The organism is Mycobacteroides sp. H001 (assembly GCF_001440005.1).
Lineage (GTDB): Bacteria > Actinomycetota > Actinomycetes > Mycobacteriales > Mycobacteriaceae > Mycobacterium > Mycobacterium gwanakae.
On the sequence record NZ_LJYH01000021.1, the window covers coordinates 413,974 to 430,679 of the forward strand.

The window sequence follows — 16,706 nt, forward strand, 5'->3', positions numbered from 1 at the left end:
AAGACGAAAAGCCATGACAGAGTTGACGATCTCCTCGGCGGATATCTCCGGCGCGATCGAGCAGTACGTCGCGACGTTCTCTGCCGACCCCACCCGTGAAGAAATCGGCATCGTCTCCGACACCGGTGACGGCATCGCCCACGTCGAGGGCCTGCCCTCGGTCATGACCCAGGAACTCCTCGAGTTCCCGGGCGGAGTCTTGGGCGTGGCGCTCAACCTCGACGAGCGCAGCGTCGGCACCGTTATCCTCGGTGACTTCCACGGCATCGAAGAGGGCCAGCAGGTCAAGCGCACCGGCGAGGTGCTGTCGGTGCCGGTGGGCGACGCCTTCCTGGGCCGCGTCATCAACCCGCTGGGCCAGCCGATCGACGGCCGCGGTGACATCGAGGCCGAGACCAACCGTGCCCTCGAGCTGCAGGCCGCCTCCGTGGTTCAGCGCCAGAGCGTGTCCGAGCCCCTGCAGACCGGTATCAAGGCCATCGACTCGCAGACCCCAATCGGTCGCGGCCAGCGCCAGCTGATCATCGGCGACCGCAAGACCGGCAAGACTGCCGTCTGCGTCGACACCATCCTGAACCAGAAGCAGGCCTGGGAGACCGGTGACCCGGCACAGCAGGTGCGCTGCATCTACGTCGCTGTCGGTCAGAAAGGCTCGACCGTCGCCGCGGTGCGCCGCACCCTGGACGAGGCCGGCGCGCTGGAGTACACCACCATCATCGCCGCCCCGGCCTCCGATGCCGCCGGCTTCAAGTGGCTTGCGCCGTACACCGGTTCGGCTCTCGGCCAGCACTGGATGTACCAGGGCAAGCACGTCCTCATCGTGTTCGACGACCTGACCAAGCAGGCCGAGGCCTACCGCGCCATTTCGCTGCTGCTGCGTCGTCCGCCGGGCCGCGAGGCATACCCGGGTGACGTCTTCTACCTGCACTCGCGTCTGCTGGAGCGTTGCGCGAAGCTCTCCGACGAGCTCGGTGCCGGCTCGCTGACGGGCCTGCCGATCATCGAGACCAAGGCCAACGACATCTCGGCCTACATTCCTACCAACGTCATCTCGATCACCGACGGACAGTGCTTCCTGCAGACCGACCTGTTCAACCAGGGTGTGCGCCCGGCCATCAACGTCGGTGTGTCGGTTTCCCGCGTGGGTGGTGCCGCACAGATCAAGGCCATGAAGGAGGTGGCCGGCTCGCTGCGTCTGGAGCTCTCGCAGTACCGCGAGCTGGAAGCCTTCGCTGCGTTCGCCTCCGACCTGGACGCCACCTCGAAGGCCCAGCTGGAGCGTGGTGCCCGCCTGGTCGAGCTGCTCAAGCAGCCGCAGAACTCGCCGTACCCGGTCGAGGAGCAGGTTGTCGCGATCTACCTGGGCACCGGCGGACACCTCGACTCGGTGCCGGTGGGCGATGTGATCCGCTTCGAGCAGGAGTTCCTTGATCACGTGCGCGGTTCACACGCCGACATCCTGGCCGACATCAAGGAGACCAAGAAGTTCTCCGAGGACACCGAGACCAAGCTGACTGACGCCGTGAACGACTTCAAGAAGAGCTTCGCCGCCACCGACGGCAGCTCGGTGGAGGTCAAGGACGCAGCGGCCGAGGCGCTCGACGCGTCCGAGGTCGGTCAGGAGACCGTCCAGGTCCGCAAGCCGGCTCCCAAGAAGTAATCAGCCATGGCTGCACAAATCCGAGAATTGCGCCGGCGGATCAAATCCGCCGGGTCGATCAAGAAGATCACCAAGGCGCAAGAGCTGATCGCGACATCGCGCATCTCCAAGGCGCAGGCTCGCGTGGTGGCTGCCCGGCCGTACGCGACCGAGATCACCAACGTGCTCACCGCGCTCGCCGATGATGCGGCGCTGGATCACCCGCTATTGGTGGAGCGGGCCGAGCCCAAGCGGGCCGGCGTGCTGATCGTGTCATCGGACCGCGGGCTCTGCGGTGGCTACAACGCCAACGTGCTCCGCGTCGCCGAGGAGCTCTTCGCGCTGCTGCGCGAGCAGGGCAAGACTCCTGTGATCTATGTGATCGGCCGTAAGGCACTGAACTTCTACAAGTTCCGGGGCCGCACGGTCACCGAGTCTTGGACGGGGTTCTCCGAGCGACCCGAGTACGCACATGCTCAGCAGATCGCGGGCGTGCTGGTGGACGCGTTCCTGTCGGGCGCCGATGACGACGGTGACGATCCTGGCGCTGACGGAATTCTGGGTGTGGACGAGCTTCATATCGTCTACACCGAGTTCAAGTCGATGCTGACCCAGTCGGCTGTGGCCAAGCGGATCGCCCCGATGGAGATCGAGTACGTCGGCGAGGCCACCGGTCCCACCACCCAGTATTCGTTCGAGCCTGACGCCACAACGCTTTTCGCGTCGCTGCTGCCTCGTTACCTGGCCACCCGGGTGTACGCGGCGCTGCTGGAGGCGGCAGCCTCGGAGTCGGCATCCCGCCGGCGCGCCATGAAGGCCGCCACGGACAACGCCGATGAGCTCATCAAGGGACTCACCCTGGAAGCCAACCGCGCTCGCCAGGCCCAGATCACCCAGGAAATCAGTGAAATCGTTGGCGGCGTGGACGCGCTTGCCTCGGCCGCCGCAAGCGAACATTAGGAAGAGACGAGTACATGACCGCACCAACTGCTAACAAGACCGTAGGGCGAGTGGTTCGCGTTACCGGCCCGGTTGTTGACGTGGAGTTCCCGCGCGACGCCGTGCCGCCGCTCTTCTCCGCTCTCAACGCCGAGATCACCTACGAGGCGATGGCCAAGACGCTGACCCTCGAGGTGGCACAGCACCTGGGCGACAACCTGGTGCGCACCGTGTCCATGCAGCCGACCGATGGTCTGGTGCGCGGCGTGGACGTCATCAACACCGGTAACACCATCGCGGTGCCGGTCGGCGACGGCGTCAAGGGGCACGTGTTCAACGCCCTGGGTAACTGCCTCGACGAGCCCGGCTACGGCAGCGACTTCGAGAAGTGGTCCATCCACCGCAAGCCCCCGGCCTTCGATCAGCTCGAGCCGCGTACCGAGATGCTGGAGACCGGCCTCAAGGTCGTCGACCTGCTGACCCCGTACGTGCGTGGTGGCAAGATCGCCCTGTTCGGTGGTGCCGGTGTCGGTAAGACCGTTCTGATCCAGGAGATGATCAACCGCATCGCCCGCAACTTCGGTGGCACCTCGGTGTTCGCCGGCGTGGGTGAGCGCACCCGTGAAGGCAACGACCTCTGGGTCGAGCTCGCCGACGCCAATGTCCTCAAGGACACCGCGTTGGTGTTCGGCCAGATGGACGAGCCGCCCGGCACGCGTATGCGCGTCGCCCTCTCGGCGCTGACCATGGCCGAGTACTTCCGCGACGAGCAGGGCCAGGACGTGCTGCTGTTCATCGACAACATCTTCCGGTTCACCCAAGCCGGTTCCGAGGTGTCGACCCTGCTGGGTCGTATGCCTTCGGCCGTGGGTTACCAGCCGACGCTGGCCGACGAGATGGGTGAGCTGCAGGAGCGCATCACCTCGACCCGTGGCCGGTCCATCACCTCGATGCAGGCCGTGTACGTGCCCGCCGATGACTACACCGACCCGGCGCCGGCGACCACGTTCGCGCACCTGGACGCCACCACCGAGCTTTCTCGTGCGGTGTTCTCCAAGGGCATCTTCCCGGCCGTGGACCCGCTGGCTTCGTCGTCGACGATTCTGCTGCCGTCCGTCGTGGGTGACGAGCACTACCGCGTCGCGCAGGAAGTCATCCGGATTCTGCAGCGCTACCAGGACTTGCAGGACATCATCGCGATCCTCGGTATCGACGAACTGTCGGAAGAGGACAAGCAGCTGGTGGGCCGCGCACGTCGTATCGAGCGCTTCCTGAGCCAGAACATGATGGCCGCTGAGCAGTTCACCGGTCAGCCCGGCTCGACCGTGCCGCTCAAGGAGACCATCGAGGCGTTCGACAAGCTCACCAAGGGCGAGTTCGACCACCTGCCCGAGCAGGCGTTCTTCCTCATCGGTGGCCTGGACGACTTGGCGAAGAAGGCCGAAAGCCTCGGCGCCAAGCTGTAATTCGTCACTAGCTATCTGAAGGAGGTGCATTGAATGTCCGAGATTGACGTCGAGATTGTCGCCGTCGAGCGTGAGATCTGGTCGGGTAAGGCCACATTCGTCTTTACCCGCACGACCTCCGGTGAAATCGGCATCCTGCCGCACCACATTCCGTTGGTGGCGCAGCTGGTGGACGATGCAGCGGTGAAGATTGAGCGCGAGGGCGATGATGACCTGTGGTGGGCGATCGACGGGGGATTCCTGTCGATCACCGACACCAAGGTGAGCATCCTGGTTGAGTCCGCACAGGCTCGTGCGGATATCGACGAGTCCAAGGCCAAGACCGATTCCGGTTCTGAGGATCCACGGGTTGCGGCGCAGGGACGCGCGCGTCTGCGTGCCCTTGGCCAGACGGTTTAGCAGTACCCACACGGCCAACCACTAAGGAAATACCGCTTTGAGCGTGACGGCGATGATCGAGATATCGGTCATCGCCGTCCTTGCTTTGGCGGTGGCTGCATTGAGCTTTCGTCTGCTCAAGTTGCGCAATGGCGGCACCGCGGCACTGCTGCGCGATGTGCCGGAGGCGGGGGAGGGCCGCTGGCGACACGGCGTGATGCGCTATCGCGAATCTCAGGCCGAGTTCTATCGGCTTTCGAGCGTGCGGCTCTGGCCCGATCGCCAGCTCTCGCGGCGTGAACTGGAAATCATCGACCGGCGGATTCCGCGCGGTGACGAGTACGACATCATGACGGCAGAGATCGTGGTGCTGCAGCTGCGCGATGGTGCGCGCACCTACGAAATGGCACTGGATCGCGGTGCGTTGACCGCATTCATGTCCTGGGTTGAGTCGCGGCCCTCACCGCGTGCGGAACGCCGCAGTCGCGAGCGTTAGGCGGGCTGCGCCGGGCCGCCGGGCTTCCAGAGAGTGTCCTTACCGTCGTTGGCAACCCGCGACAGGATGAACAGCAGATCCGAGAGCCGGTTGAGGTACTTGGCGGTGAGCACATTGGTGCTGTCGGGATAGGCGTCGATGGCCGCCCAGGCCGACCGTTCTGCCCGACGTGCCACGGTCCGCGCCACGTGCAACAACCCGGATAGTGGGGTACCGCCCGGCAGCACAAACGAATTCAGTTTCGGCAGATCGGCGTTGTACTGGTCGCACCAGTGCTCGAGACGGTCGATATAGGGCTGGGTGATCCGCAGCGGTGGGTACTCGGGATCGGGTACGACGGGAGTGGACAGGTCCGCGCCGGCGTCAAAGAGATCGTTCTGGATCTGCAGTAGTACCGAACCGACCGATTGGCTTGGGTTCCCGAGCACAACCGCGACGCCGATCGCGGCGTTGGCCTCGTCACAGTCGGCGTATGCGGCCAGCCGCGGATCACTCTTCGATACACGCGAGAAGTCGCTCAGACCCGTGGTTCCGTCATCTCCGGTGCGGGTATAGATGCGAGTCAGATGCACGCCGCTCGATGATCCTCGCTCACGTTGCGGGTCCGGGGCCTCATCGGTCATGTGTCGAAACGTTACCCGGCTACGCTGTCGGGCGTGAGCGAGCATTTCTTGGTGACCGGCGGCGCCCGGCTTACCGGCAACGTGGCAGTAACCGGCGCCAAGAACAGCGTGCTCAAGCTGATGGCCGCCGCTCTTCTTGCTGAGGGAACAAGCACCATCACCAACTGCCCGGACATCCTTGATGTGCCGCTGATGGCGGATGTCCTGCGGGGATTGGGCGCCACGGTGGAACTAGAGGGCGATGTTGTCAGGATCACTTCTCCCGATGAACCCAAGTACGAGGCTGATTTCGCGGCAGTGCGGCAGTTCCGGGCTTCGGTGTGTGTCCTGGGTCCCCTGGTGGGGCGCTGCCGGCGTGCCAAGGTGGCGTTACCGGGCGGAGATGCGATCGGCTCACGTCCACTCGACATGCATCAGGCGGGATTGCGACAGCTTGGAGCGGAGTGCACCATCGAACATGGGTGCGTGGTCGCCGAGGCAAAAGCGTTGCATGGAGCTGATATTCAGCTTGAGTTCCCATCCGTGGGGGCGACCGAGAACATCTTGATGGCAGCGGTTCTCGCGGATGGCGTCACTACCATCCACAACGCCGCGCGTGAACCGGACGTGGTGGACCTGTGCACCATGCTGGTCCAGATGGGTGCCCAGATAGAGGGTGCTGGAACGTCGACGTTGACGGTGATCGGTGTTCCAAAGCTTCATCCCACCGAGCATCGCGTCATTGGAGACCGAATCGTCGCTGCCACTTGGGGTTTGGCTGCTGCGATGACGCGTGGCGATGTCACGGTGACGGGAGTGGATCCGGAGCACCTGCAGCTCGTGCTGCACAAGCTGCATGATGCCGGTGCGACAGTGACCCAGAACGACAACGGATTTCGTGTAGTTCAGTACGAGCGCCCCAAAGCGATCAATGTGGCCACGTTACCGTTCCCGGGATTTCCAACTGACCTGCAGCCCATGGCAATTGGGCTTGCAGCGATAGCCGATGGCACCTCCATGATCACCGAGAACGTCTTCGAGGCCCGATTCCGTTTCGTCGAGGAGATGATGCGGTTGGGGGCCGACGCGCGGACGGACGGGCACCATGCGGTGGTTCGGGGTATCCGTCAACTGTCCAGTGCGCCGGTGTGGTCATCGGACATCCGGGCCGGCGCCGGACTCGTGCTTGCGGGGTTAGTGGCGGATGGCGTCACCGAGGTATACGATGTCTTTCATATCGACCGCGGTTACCCGTTGTTCGTGGAGAATCTCCAGAGCCTGGGTGCCGAAGTCGAGCGGGTCAGCTAGCGCTGACCACCCCCAGAACCCGAAGTTGACTCAAGTTCATTGGACTTGGTACAGTGGTCGGGTTGCCCTGAATGAGCGAGGCCGGGACAAGGAAGCGATTCCGAAATTCCGGTCTTAGGTTGGTGCGCAGTTGACCAGCCAAAACCCGGAGTTTGACTCAAGTTCACCGAACTTGATACGGTTCCCGGGCCGCTTACAAAGGGCGAAAGCCGAAATAGAAGAAGAAATTCAGATATCTCGGCGATCGGATGGTGCGCAAGTGACCAGCCAAAACCGGGAATTTGACTCAAGTTCACCGAACTTGATACGGTTTCCCAGCCGCCCGAAAGAGCGGAAGTCGGAATTCAGGAAGAAATTCCAGAATGTCGGCGATCGGATGGTACGCAAGTGACCAGCCAAAACCGGGAATTTGACTCAAGTTCACCGAGCTTGATACGGTTTCCGAGTCGCCCGAAAGGGCGAAGGCGAGAATGAAGGAAGTAATTCCGGAATTCATAGCCACAACAAATTAAATGTGTTGTTTGAGAACTCAATAGTGTGTCAGTGTTTATATAGACATTTTATGTCGATAACAATTCTTTTGACAGTTGTTTTGTCGGGATTAAATTTTGTTTGGAGAGTTTGATCCTGGCTCAGGACGAACGCTGGCGGCGTGCTTAACACATGCAAGTCGAACGGAAAGGCCCTTCGGGGTACTCGAGTGGCGAACGGGTGAGTAACACGTGGGTGATCTGCCCTGCACTCTGGGATAAGCCTGGGAAACTGGGTCTAATACCGGATAGGACCACACACTTCATGGTGAGTGGTGCAAAGCTTTTGCGGTGTGGGATGAGCCCGCGGCCTATCAGCTTGTTGGTGGGGTAATGGCCCACCAAGGCGACGACGGGTAGCCGGCCTGAGAGGGTGACCGGCCACACTGGGACTGAGATACGGCCCAGACTCCTACGGGAGGCAGCAGTGGGGAATATTGCACAATGGGCGCAAGCCTGATGCAGCGACGCCGCGTGAGGGATGACGGCCTTCGGGTTGTAAACCTCTTTCAGTAGGGACGAAGCGAAAGTGACGGTACCTACAGAAGAAGGACCGGCCAACTACGTGCCAGCAGCCGCGGTAATACGTAGGGTCCGAGCGTTGTCCGGAATTACTGGGCGTAAAGAGCTCGTAGGTGGTTTGTCGCGTTGTTCGTGAAAACTCACAGCTTAACTGTGGGCGTGCGGGCGATACGGGCAGACTAGAGTACTGCAGGGGAGACTGGAATTCCTGGTGTAGCGGTGGAATGCGCAGATATCAGGAGGAACACCGGTGGCGAAGGCGGGTCTCTGGGCAGTAACTGACGCTGAGGAGCGAAAGCGTGGGTAGCGAACAGGATTAGATACCCTGGTAGTCCACGCCGTAAACGGTGGGTACTAGGTGTGGGTTTCCTTCCTTGGGATCCGTGCCGTAGCTAACGCATTAAGTACCCCGCCTGGGGAGTACGGTCGCAAGACTAAAACTCAAAGGAATTGACGGGGGCCCGCACAAGCGGCGGAGCATGTGGATTAATTCGATGCAACGCGAAGAACCTTACCTGGGTTTGACATGCACAGGACGTACCTAGAGATAGGTATTCCCTTGTGGCCTGTGTGCAGGTGGTGCATGGCTGTCGTCAGCTCGTGTCGTGAGATGTTGGGTTAAGTCCCGCAACGAGCGCAACCCTTGTCCTATGTTGCCAGCGGGTAATGCCGGGGACTCGTAGGAGACTGCCGGGGTCAACTCGGAGGAAGGTGGGGATGACGTCAAGTCATCATGCCCCTTATGTCCAGGGCTTCACACATGCTACAATGGCCAGTACAGAGGGCTGCGAAGCCGCAAGGTGGAGCGAATCCCTTAAAGCTGGTCTCAGTTCGGATTGGGGTCTGCAACTCGACCCCATGAAGTCGGAGTCGCTAGTAATCGCAGATCAGCAACGCTGCGGTGAATACGTTCCCGGGCCTTGTACACACCGCCCGTCACGTCATGAAAGTCGGTAACACCCGAAGCCAGTGGCCTAACCTTTTGGAGGGAGCTGTCGAAGGTGGGATCGGCGATTGGGACGAAGTCGTAACAAGGTAGCCGTACCGGAAGGTGCGGCTGGATCACCTCCTTTCTAAGGAGCACCATTTCCCAGCCGAATGAGCTTGGGAACATAAAGTGAGTTTCTGTAGTGGTTACTCGCTTGGTGAATATGTTTTATAAATCCTGTCCACCCCGTGGATAGGTAGTCGGCAAAACGTCGAACTGTCAATAGAATTGAAACGCTGGCACACTGTTGGGTCCTGAGGCAACACATTGTGTTGTCACCCTGCTTGGTGGTGGGGTGTGGTCTTTGACTTATGGATAGTGGTTGCGAGCATCTAACAAGCCTCGCTCGTTTACGAGTGAGGTTAGTTTTTGCAATTTATTAGCTAAGTTCTTAAGGGCACATGGTGAATGCCTTGGCACTAGAAGCCGAAGAAGGACGTAGGAGGCTGCGATAAGCCTCGGGGAGCTGCCAACCGAGCTTTGATCCGAGGATGTCCGAATGGGGAAACCCAGCACGAGTGATGTCGTGTTACCCACTGCTGAATATATAGGCTTTGGGAGGAAACGCGGGGAAGTGAAACATCTCAGTACCCGTAGGAAGAGAAAACAACCGTGATTCCGTGAGTAGTGGCGAGCGAAAGCGGAAGATGGCTAAACCGCATGCATGTGATACCTGGTAGGGGTTGTGTGTGCGGGGTTGTGGGAGTTGTACTTGCCGGTTCTACCAGGCCGGCGGACAGTAAAAAAGTGTCGTGATTAGCGGAAGTGGTCTGGGACGGCCCGCCGCAGACGGTGAGAGTCCGGTACGCGAAAATCCGACACCTGTCTCGTACTTCATCCCGAGTAGCAGCGGGCTCGTGGAATCTGCTGTGAATCTGCCGGGACCACCCGGTAAGCCTAAATACTCTCTAGTGACCGATAGCGGATTAGTACCGTGAGGGAATGGTGAAAAGTACCCCGGGAGGGGAGTGAAATAGTACCTGAAACCATGTGCCTACAATCCGTCAAAGCCTCCTTGTGGGGTGATGGCGTGCCTTTTGAAGAATGAGCCTGCGAGTCAGGGACACGTCGCGAGGTTAACCCGTGAGGGGTAGCCGTAGCGAAAGCGAGTCTGAATAGGGCGCCCATAGTGGCGTGTTCTGGACCCGAAGCGGAGTGATCTACCCATGGCCAGGGTGAAGCGGCGGTAAGACGCCGTGGAGGCCCGAACCCACTTAGGTTGAAGACTGAGGGGATGAGCTGTGGGTAGGGGTGAAAGGCCAATCAAACTCCGTGATAGCTGGTTCTCCCCGAAATGCATTTAGGTGCAGCGTCGCGCGTTTCTTGTTGGAGGTAGAGCTACTGGATGGCCGATGGGCCCTACTAGGTTACTGACGTCAGCCAAACTCCGAATGCCAATAAGTTAGAGCGCGGCAGTGAGACGGCGGGGGAGAAGCTCCGTACGTCGAGAGGGAAACAGCCCAGATCGCCGGCTAAGGCCCCTAAGCGTGTACTAAGTGGAAAAGGATGTGCAGTCGCAAAGACAACCAGGAGGTTGGCTTAGAAGCAGCCACCCTTGAAAGAGTGCGTAATAGCTCACTGGTCAAGTGATTGTGCGCCGACAATGTAGCGGGGCTCAAGTACACCGCCGAAGCCGCGGCATTCATGCAATACATTCCCTTCGGGGCAGTGGCATGGATGGGTAGGGGAGCGTCCTGCACCCAGCGAAGCTGCGGAGTAATCCAGCAGTGGAGGGTGCGGGAGTGAGAATGCAGGCATGAGTAGCGACAGGCAAGTGAGAAACTTGCCCGCCGAATGACCAAGGGTTCCTGGGCCAGGCTAGTCCTCCCAGGGTAAGTCGGGACCTAAGGCGAGGCCGACAGGCGTAGTCGATGGACAACGGGTTGATATTCCCGTACCCGTGTGTGCGCGCCCATGATGAATCATCGGTACTAACCACCCAAAAGGTTCTAGATCAATCTCTTCGGAGTGCGACGTGAACCCGCTGCGTGGGACCTTCGGTGGTAGTAGTCAAGCGATGGGGTGACGCAGGAAGGTAGCTGTACCGGTTAGTGGTTATACCGGAGCAAGCCCGTAGGGCGATGTCTAGGTAAATCCGGACGTCATTAAGCCTGAGAGGTGACGCATAGCCGATTGAGGCGAATTCAGTGATCCTATGCTGCCAAGAAAAGCCTCTAGTGAGTTCACACACGGCCCGTACCCCAAACCAACACAGGTGGTCAGGTAGAGAATACTAAGGCGTACGAGATAACTATGGTTAAGGAACTCGGCAAAATACCCCCGTAACTTCGGGAGAAGGGGGACCTCGCTTGGTGACCGGACTTGCTCCGTGAGCTGAACGAGGTCGCAGAGACCAGTGAGAAGCGACTGTTTACTAAAAACACAGGTCCGTGCGAAGTCGCAAGACGATGTATACGGACTGACGCCTGCCCGGTGCTGGAAGGTTAAGAGGACCCGTTAACCCTTGGGTGAAGCGGAGAATTTAAGCCCCAGTAAACGGCGGTGGTAACTATAACCATCCTAAGGTAGCGAAATTCCTTGTCGGGTAAGTTCCGACCTGCACGAATGGCGTAACGACTTCTCAACTGTCTCAACCATAGACTCGGCGAAATTGCACTACGAGTAAAGATGCTCGTTACGCGCGGCAGGACGAAAAGACCCCGGGACCTTCACTATAGCTTGGTATTGGCGTTTGGTTCGGTTTGTGTAGGATAGGTGGGAGACTGTGAAGCAGGCACGCCAGTGTTTGTGGAGTCATCGTTGAAATACCACTCTGATCGTATTGAACCTCTAACCTCGGACCGTATATCCGGTCCAGGGACAGTGCCTGGTGGGTAGTTTAACTGGGGCGGTTGCCTCCCAAAATGTAACGGAGGCGCCCAAAGGTTCCCTCAACCTGGACGGCAATCAGGTGTTGAGTGCAAGTGCACAAGGGAGCTTGACTGCGAGACTTACAAGTCGAGCAGGGACGAAAGTCGGGACTAGTGATCCGGCATCTCTGAGTGGAAGGGATGTCGCTCAACGGATAAAAGGTACCCCGGGGATAACAGGCTGATCTTCCCCAAGAGTCCATATCGACGGGATGGTTTGGCACCTCGATGTCGGCTCGTCGCATCCTGGGGCTGGAGCAGGTCCCAAGGGTTGGGCTGTTCGCCCATTAAAGCGGCACGCGAGCTGGGTTTAGAACGTCGTGAGACAGTTCGGTCTCTATCCGCCGCGCGCGTCAGAAACTTGAGGAAACCTGTCCCTAGTACGAGAGGACCGGGACGGACGAACCTCTGGTGTACCAGTTGTTCCACCAGGAGCACGGCTGGATAGCTACGTTCGGACAGGATAACCGCTGAAAGCATCTAAGCGGGAAACCTATTCCAAGACCAGGTTTCTTACCCTTTTAGAGGGATAAGGTCACCCACAGACTATGGGTTCAATAGGCCAGACCTGTAAGCGTAGTAATACGTTCAGGGAACTGGCACTAATCGACCGAAAACTTACTAATAAATCGCAACCGCTATTCGTCGTCATTTGACGACCACACTCCACCACCAGATAACTTGTGTGTTAATCACACGAAAGAGTTACGGCGGCCACAGCGAGAGGGAAACGCCCGGTCCCATCCCGAACCCGGAAGCTAAGCCTCTCAGCGCCGATGGTACTGTTCTCAACACGGAACGGAAGAGTAGGACACCGCCGAACATAAATTGGAAACACCCCCCAGGAAACTGGGGGGTGTTTTCATTTCTGCTGTTAGATTTTTCGAATAGCGCGACGGTAGAGATGGGAATCTTGTGCAGGCATTGAAGGGGCGCTTCAAACTGAAGCCGACTGCCACCACCGTAGGTGCGGTCGTACTCGTGCTGGTCATCTACGTTGGATTTCTTGTCATCTACCGGATGCTGGATCATCATTCGGGGCCGGCTTCAGCGGATCTCGATCTGTCCCGGGACAACGAGACTGTGGTGGTCATAGATCTACAGGATCTGCGGACCGTAAATAATCGGTTGGATTCTGAGATCGTGGTGCTGCCCGCGAAGGCGAACCTTGATGCCTTTGGCCTGTTGAACGCGGACATGTCCGTCCGCTTGGTGTCATCGCTGGATTATGGGGAGCGGCATTTTCCGCGGGGCACGTTACCCGCGGCTATGGACGACACTCTGGTCGCAACGGGCGACGCGCAATCATGGCCCTTCGATGAGTACTCCACCGAGAAGCTGCGCGCAGAGGTGATGGTGGGCAATGGTGAAGGGCGACTTACCGTGCCTGCTCGTATCGAAGTGATCGGAAGCCTGGGCGGATGGCGCGTATCGACGGAGACGTCGCAAGCTCCGGCAGGCAAGGGCGACCAGACCACAATTACGTTGGTGCGAGCCCGGGGCACGCTGGCATTCGATGTCGGTATCTGTCTTGTGTTGATCACACTTCCGACGATGGCGCTGATTGTGGCGATTGAGACGGTCCGGGGGAGGAAGAAGTTCCACCCACCGCTCACCACGTGGTTCGGCACCATGTTGTTCGCGATCGTGCCGCTGCGGAACATCCTGCCCGGGGCGCCGCCGCCGGGAGCGTGGATAGATCAAGCCTTGGTGCTGTGGGTGCTCATCGCACTCGTCGTGGCGATGGTGCTCTATGTCGAAGCCTGGTGGAAGCAGTCCGAATAGGCCGCGGTGCGACAGCCTCAGGCCACAGGTACCGCAAGTTCGGTGGGCTCGGCGCGGCCCCGCAAGGTGACGGTATCGCCGGAACGCCAGTGCAGCGCCTCGCGATGGTGTGCGCGCAACACAGTGTCTAACGAGGCCACCAAGTGTCCGGGCACGGTTTTGGAGAGCTCGCAGAGCCGGGCCGCCTCGTTGACCGGGTCGCCGATCACGGTGTATTCGAAACGGTCGTGGGCGCCGACGTTTCCGGCCACCGCCTGCCCCGAGGCGACACCGATGCCTGCTTGGCATTCGGGGACCTCGGCCCGTAGTCGGCGGGCAATGGCGCGAGCAGCGGCGAGCGCCTGGCTCTCGGGGCGGTCTTGCCGAACGGGTGCTCCGAACACCGCAAGGGTGGCATCGCCCTCGAACTTGTTGACCATTCCCTCGTATCGGTCGATTTCTTCGACGACGACGGTAAAGAATCGGTTCAGCAGTGCGACCACCTCAATGGCCGGTCGGGTGGCTGCCAGCTGGGTAGATCCAACGATATCGGCGAAAAGCACTGCGACGTGGCGTTCTTCGCCGCCGAGCGCGGGCTGTTGCAACTCGGCGGCAGCGGCGACCTCGCGGCCGACATGCTTGCCGAAGAGATCCCGGACGCGCTCGCGCTCGCGCAGGCCCTCCGCCATGGTGTTGAAACCTGCCTGCAGCTCGCCCAGCTCGGTGCCGTCGTAAACCACCAGGTTCACGTCCAGGTCGTTCTGCTCGACGCGCTTGAGCGCGGACTGAACCTCCTTCACCGGGGTGGCGAGCATCCAGGAGGAGATCCAGATGAGGATGAGCCCGAAGGTTGGGATCGCAGCGGCGATGATGATGACCGCCACCGCGAGCTGGTTGACCGTGAAGTTGCCGAAGATCAGCGCTCCGACACCGGCGAGCATGATGCCGACGGCGGGCACACCAGATCCCAGCACCCAGGCCAGCATGGTGCGCACCATGATTCCGGAAGCGAGTCGCCTTCTGCGGTATCCGGCTTCGAGGGCTCGTGCGGCGACGGGTCGCATCGCGAATTCGGTGAACAGATAGTTGGCCGCACACACCACGACACCGCTGAACCCCACCGCGAAGAAGATCTTGGGGATGTAGAGCGGATTTTGCAGACCGTAGAGCGTGGTGAACAGGGCGGTGCCGCCCGCCCACAGAATCGCCTCGACGACCGTGAGTCGCCGCGGGACTGCGAACGCGTTGCGCTGGTCCGCCTTGGTCGGCTCCCGTTCATCGAGTGCCCACCGCACCACTTTGAAGATCCGGCGGGTGCCCCAGACGGCGCCGATGAGCACCGCGAGCGTGACGTACACCGGAACGACCACGAAGTGGATCCACCAGGGCGCATCGAAGACGTTGGGATCGGGCACCGCGACGAGCACCAGCAGGATGACGACGGCGACACCAATCAGGTTGGCGGCTACCACGAACACGGTCAGCATCAGCTGGATGCGGATGCGCTGGATGAGCGTGCTTTCGTCATAGCGGCCCAGCAGCCACGATCCGTACCCGTCGCCGGCCTCGAGCCGGCCGGTCTGCCCGGTGATCGCGGCCAGGGCACGGCCTACTCGCTGCGACACTGCGCGAATCGACTCGTTTGCCATAGTTGTCGCCAGCCTAACTCCCTATACAGTGGGCCGGTGCGTCTCGTCGTAGCTCAATGCACCGTTAATTATGTCGGTCGGCTCACCGCCCATCTTCCGTCTGCCAAGCGGCTCCTGCTCATCAAGGCCGATGGTTCGGTGAGCGTGCACGCCGATGACCGTGCCTACAAGCCGTTGAACTGGATGAGCCCGCCGTGCTGGCTCGTCGAGACGGAGAACGAGGAGTCTGCCGAAGCGGGTGCCTCGACCGTCTGGGTGGTGGAGAACAAGGCCGGTGAACAGCTGCGGATCACCATCGAGAACATCGAGCACGACTCGGCCCACGAGCTCGGGGTCGACCCCGGATTGGTCAAGGATGGAGTCGAGGCGCACCTGCAGGAGTTGCTCGCCGAGCACGTCGCGCTGCTTGGCGACGGATACACCCTGGTGCGGCGCGAGTACATGACGCCCATCGGGCCGGTTGACCTGCTGTGCCGGGATGCTGACGGTGCGACTGTTGCGGTCGAGATCAAGCGCCGGGGTGAGATCGACGGCGTAGAGCAGCTCACCCGCTACCTCGAACTGCTCAACCGGGACACCACGCTGGCGCCCGTGGCCGGCGTCTTCGCCGCGCAGCAGATCAAGCCGCAGGCTCGCACCCTTGCCGAAGATCGCGGAATCCGTTGTCTCACACTGGACTACGACGCGATGCGGGGAATGGACTCAGACGAATTCCGTTTGTTCTGAAATTGCCCGACCACTCATAGAATCACCGCATGGGCCGCCGACATCCGCCGCGTCGTGCCGCGGCCGACCGTGTCGGTGTGCCGCCCCTCGGCCGCGACCAGGTGGAGCAGGGGACCGACGGGCTGGACTACCGTGTGCGCCGGATCGCCGCGGCACGTGCGGTCAAGATCTACCGCTGTCCCGGCTGTGATCACGAGATCGCGATCGGCGTGGCTCATGTGGTGGTGTGGCCTGTCTCCGAGGGGCGGGACAGGGGGGTGGAGGACCGTCGGCACTGGCATACGCCGTGCTGGAGTAACCGCGCGAATCGGAGTCCGACGCGGCGTTGGAGCTAGTGCGACTGCGTCGGCTGGACGAGCTCGATGAGCACGCCGCCGGTGTCCTTGGGATGCAGGAAGTTGATCCGTGAGTTCGCGGTGCCGATGCGCGGCTCGTCGTACAGCACTCGTACGCCCGCGGCCCGGAGCTGATCGGACAGCGCATCGATATCGGTGACGCGGTAGGCCAGCTGCTGCAGACCCGCTCCCTTGGTGCTCAGGAACTTGGCGATCGGCGAGGACTCATTCAGTGGTGCCATCAGCTGGATCTGTGAGCTGCCGGGCTCGGCGCCGGGGAAGGACAGCATCGCCTCGCGGACACCCTGACCCTCGTTGATCTCCTCGTGCACCAGGATCATGCCCAGGTGTTCGTGGTACCACTCGATTGCGGCGTCCAGGTCGGGCACCGCGATGCCCACGTGGTCGATCGCGGTCACCAGACCGGTCGATAGGATCGAGGGAACATCAAGAGGAGACGATGTCGTCATAACGCAACGGTAACGCGTTCCAGA

The 16,706-nt window shown here is 60.7% G+C and carries 12 protein-coding genes and 3 rRNA genes; 12 read left to right on the forward strand and 3 right to left on the reverse strand.

The genetic code is table 11. The features are described from left to right. Positions 1 to 13 precede the first annotated feature (13 nt). The 5 genes from atpA to AOT83_RS03985 are packed head-to-tail and all read left to right on the forward strand — an operon-like array spanning position 14 to position 4,918. A complete protein-coding gene (gene atpA, locus AOT83_RS03965; protein ID WP_030094901.1) occupies positions 14 to 1,660 on the forward strand; it encodes a F0F1 ATP synthase subunit alpha in 1,647 nt (548 codons plus the stop codon). 6 nt (positions 1,661 to 1,666) lie between these two features. Further along, positions 1,667 to 2,599, forward strand: coding sequence for a F0F1 ATP synthase subunit gamma (locus tag AOT83_RS03970; RefSeq protein WP_057965125.1), 933 nt, complete (start codon positions 1,667 to 1,669; stop codon positions 2,597 to 2,599). A 14-nt stretch (positions 2,600 to 2,613) separates the two neighbouring features. Further along, positions 2,614 to 4,044, forward strand: coding sequence for a F0F1 ATP synthase subunit beta (gene atpD / locus AOT83_RS03975; RefSeq protein WP_030094903.1), 1,431 nt, complete (start codon positions 2,614 to 2,616; stop codon positions 4,042 to 4,044). Between the two features lie 33 nt (positions 4,045 to 4,077). After that, positions 4,078 to 4,443 (forward strand): F0F1 ATP synthase subunit epsilon, encoded by a 366-nt coding sequence (locus tag AOT83_RS03980; protein WP_030094904.1) that lies wholly within the window; start codon positions 4,078 to 4,080, stop codon positions 4,441 to 4,443. A gap of 52 nt (positions 4,444 to 4,495) precedes the next feature. Next, entirely contained in the window at positions 4,496 to 4,918 is a 423-nt protein-coding gene (locus tag AOT83_RS03985) for a DUF2550 domain-containing protein (RefSeq protein WP_030094905.1), read from the forward strand. On the opposite strand, the gene AOT83_RS03990 is transcribed toward AOT83_RS03985, so the two are convergent. After that, positions 4,915 to 5,490, reverse strand: coding sequence for a cob(I)yrinic acid a,c-diamide adenosyltransferase (locus AOT83_RS03990; protein WP_030094906.1), 576 nt, complete (start codon positions 5,488 to 5,490; stop codon positions 4,915 to 4,917). The genes AOT83_RS03985 and AOT83_RS03990 overlap by 4 nt on opposite strands. An 84-nt stretch (positions 5,491 to 5,574) precedes the next feature. Between AOT83_RS03990 and murA the strand changes: the two genes are divergently transcribed. The 5 genes from murA to AOT83_RS04020 all read left to right on the forward strand — a co-directional run bounded on the left by murA (position 5,575) and on the right by AOT83_RS04020 (position 13,523). Then, the gene (gene murA, locus AOT83_RS03995) at positions 5,575 to 6,828 is read left to right on the forward strand and encodes a UDP-N-acetylglucosamine 1-carboxyvinyltransferase (protein ID WP_030094907.1); all 1,254 of its coding nucleotides are present in this window, start codon (positions 5,575 to 5,577) and stop codon (positions 6,826 to 6,828) included. Between the two features lie 609 nt (positions 6,829 to 7,437). Then, positions 7,438 to 8,953: ribosomal RNA gene (locus tag AOT83_RS04005) — 16S ribosomal RNA — on the forward strand. Between the two features lie 296 nt (positions 8,954 to 9,249). Beyond that, positions 9,250 to 12,363: ribosomal RNA gene (locus AOT83_RS04010) — 23S ribosomal RNA — on the forward strand. 81 nt (positions 12,364 to 12,444) lie between these two features. After that, positions 12,445 to 12,561, forward strand: a 5S ribosomal RNA gene (gene rrf / locus AOT83_RS04015). Together the 16S, 23S and 5S rRNA genes form the textbook arrangement of a ribosomal RNA operon. Before the next feature lie 92 nt (positions 12,562 to 12,653). Continuing rightward, positions 12,654 to 13,523, forward strand: coding sequence for a DUF4436 domain-containing protein (locus AOT83_RS04020; RefSeq protein WP_057965123.1), 870 nt, complete (start codon positions 12,654 to 12,656; stop codon positions 13,521 to 13,523). Positions 13,524 to 13,540: 17 nt separating this feature from the next. On the opposite strand, the gene AOT83_RS04025 is transcribed toward AOT83_RS04020, so the two are convergent. Then, entirely contained in the window at positions 13,541 to 15,151 is a 1,611-nt protein-coding gene (locus AOT83_RS04025) for an adenylate/guanylate cyclase domain-containing protein (protein WP_057965122.1), read from the reverse strand. Between the two features lie 36 nt (positions 15,152 to 15,187). Between AOT83_RS04025 and nucS the strand changes: the two genes are divergently transcribed. Both nucS and AOT83_RS04035 read left to right on the forward strand, forming a co-directional pair. Beyond that, positions 15,188 to 15,877, forward strand: a complete 690-nt coding sequence (gene nucS, locus AOT83_RS04030) for an endonuclease NucS (protein ID WP_030094910.1) — start codon at positions 15,188 to 15,190, stop codon at positions 15,875 to 15,877. 29 nt (positions 15,878 to 15,906) lie between these two features. After that, entirely contained in the window at positions 15,907 to 16,212 is a 306-nt protein-coding gene (locus AOT83_RS04035; RefSeq protein ID WP_030094911.1) for a hypothetical protein, read from the forward strand. Here AOT83_RS04035 and mce read toward each other — a convergent pair. Continuing rightward, positions 16,209 to 16,682: a methylmalonyl-CoA epimerase gene (mce, locus tag AOT83_RS04040; RefSeq protein ID WP_030094912.1), complete on the reverse strand. Its 474-nt coding sequence runs from the start codon at positions 16,680 to 16,682 to the stop codon at positions 16,209 to 16,211. The genes AOT83_RS04035 and mce overlap by 4 nt on opposite strands. Between the last annotated feature and the right edge of the window lie 24 nt (positions 16,683 to 16,706).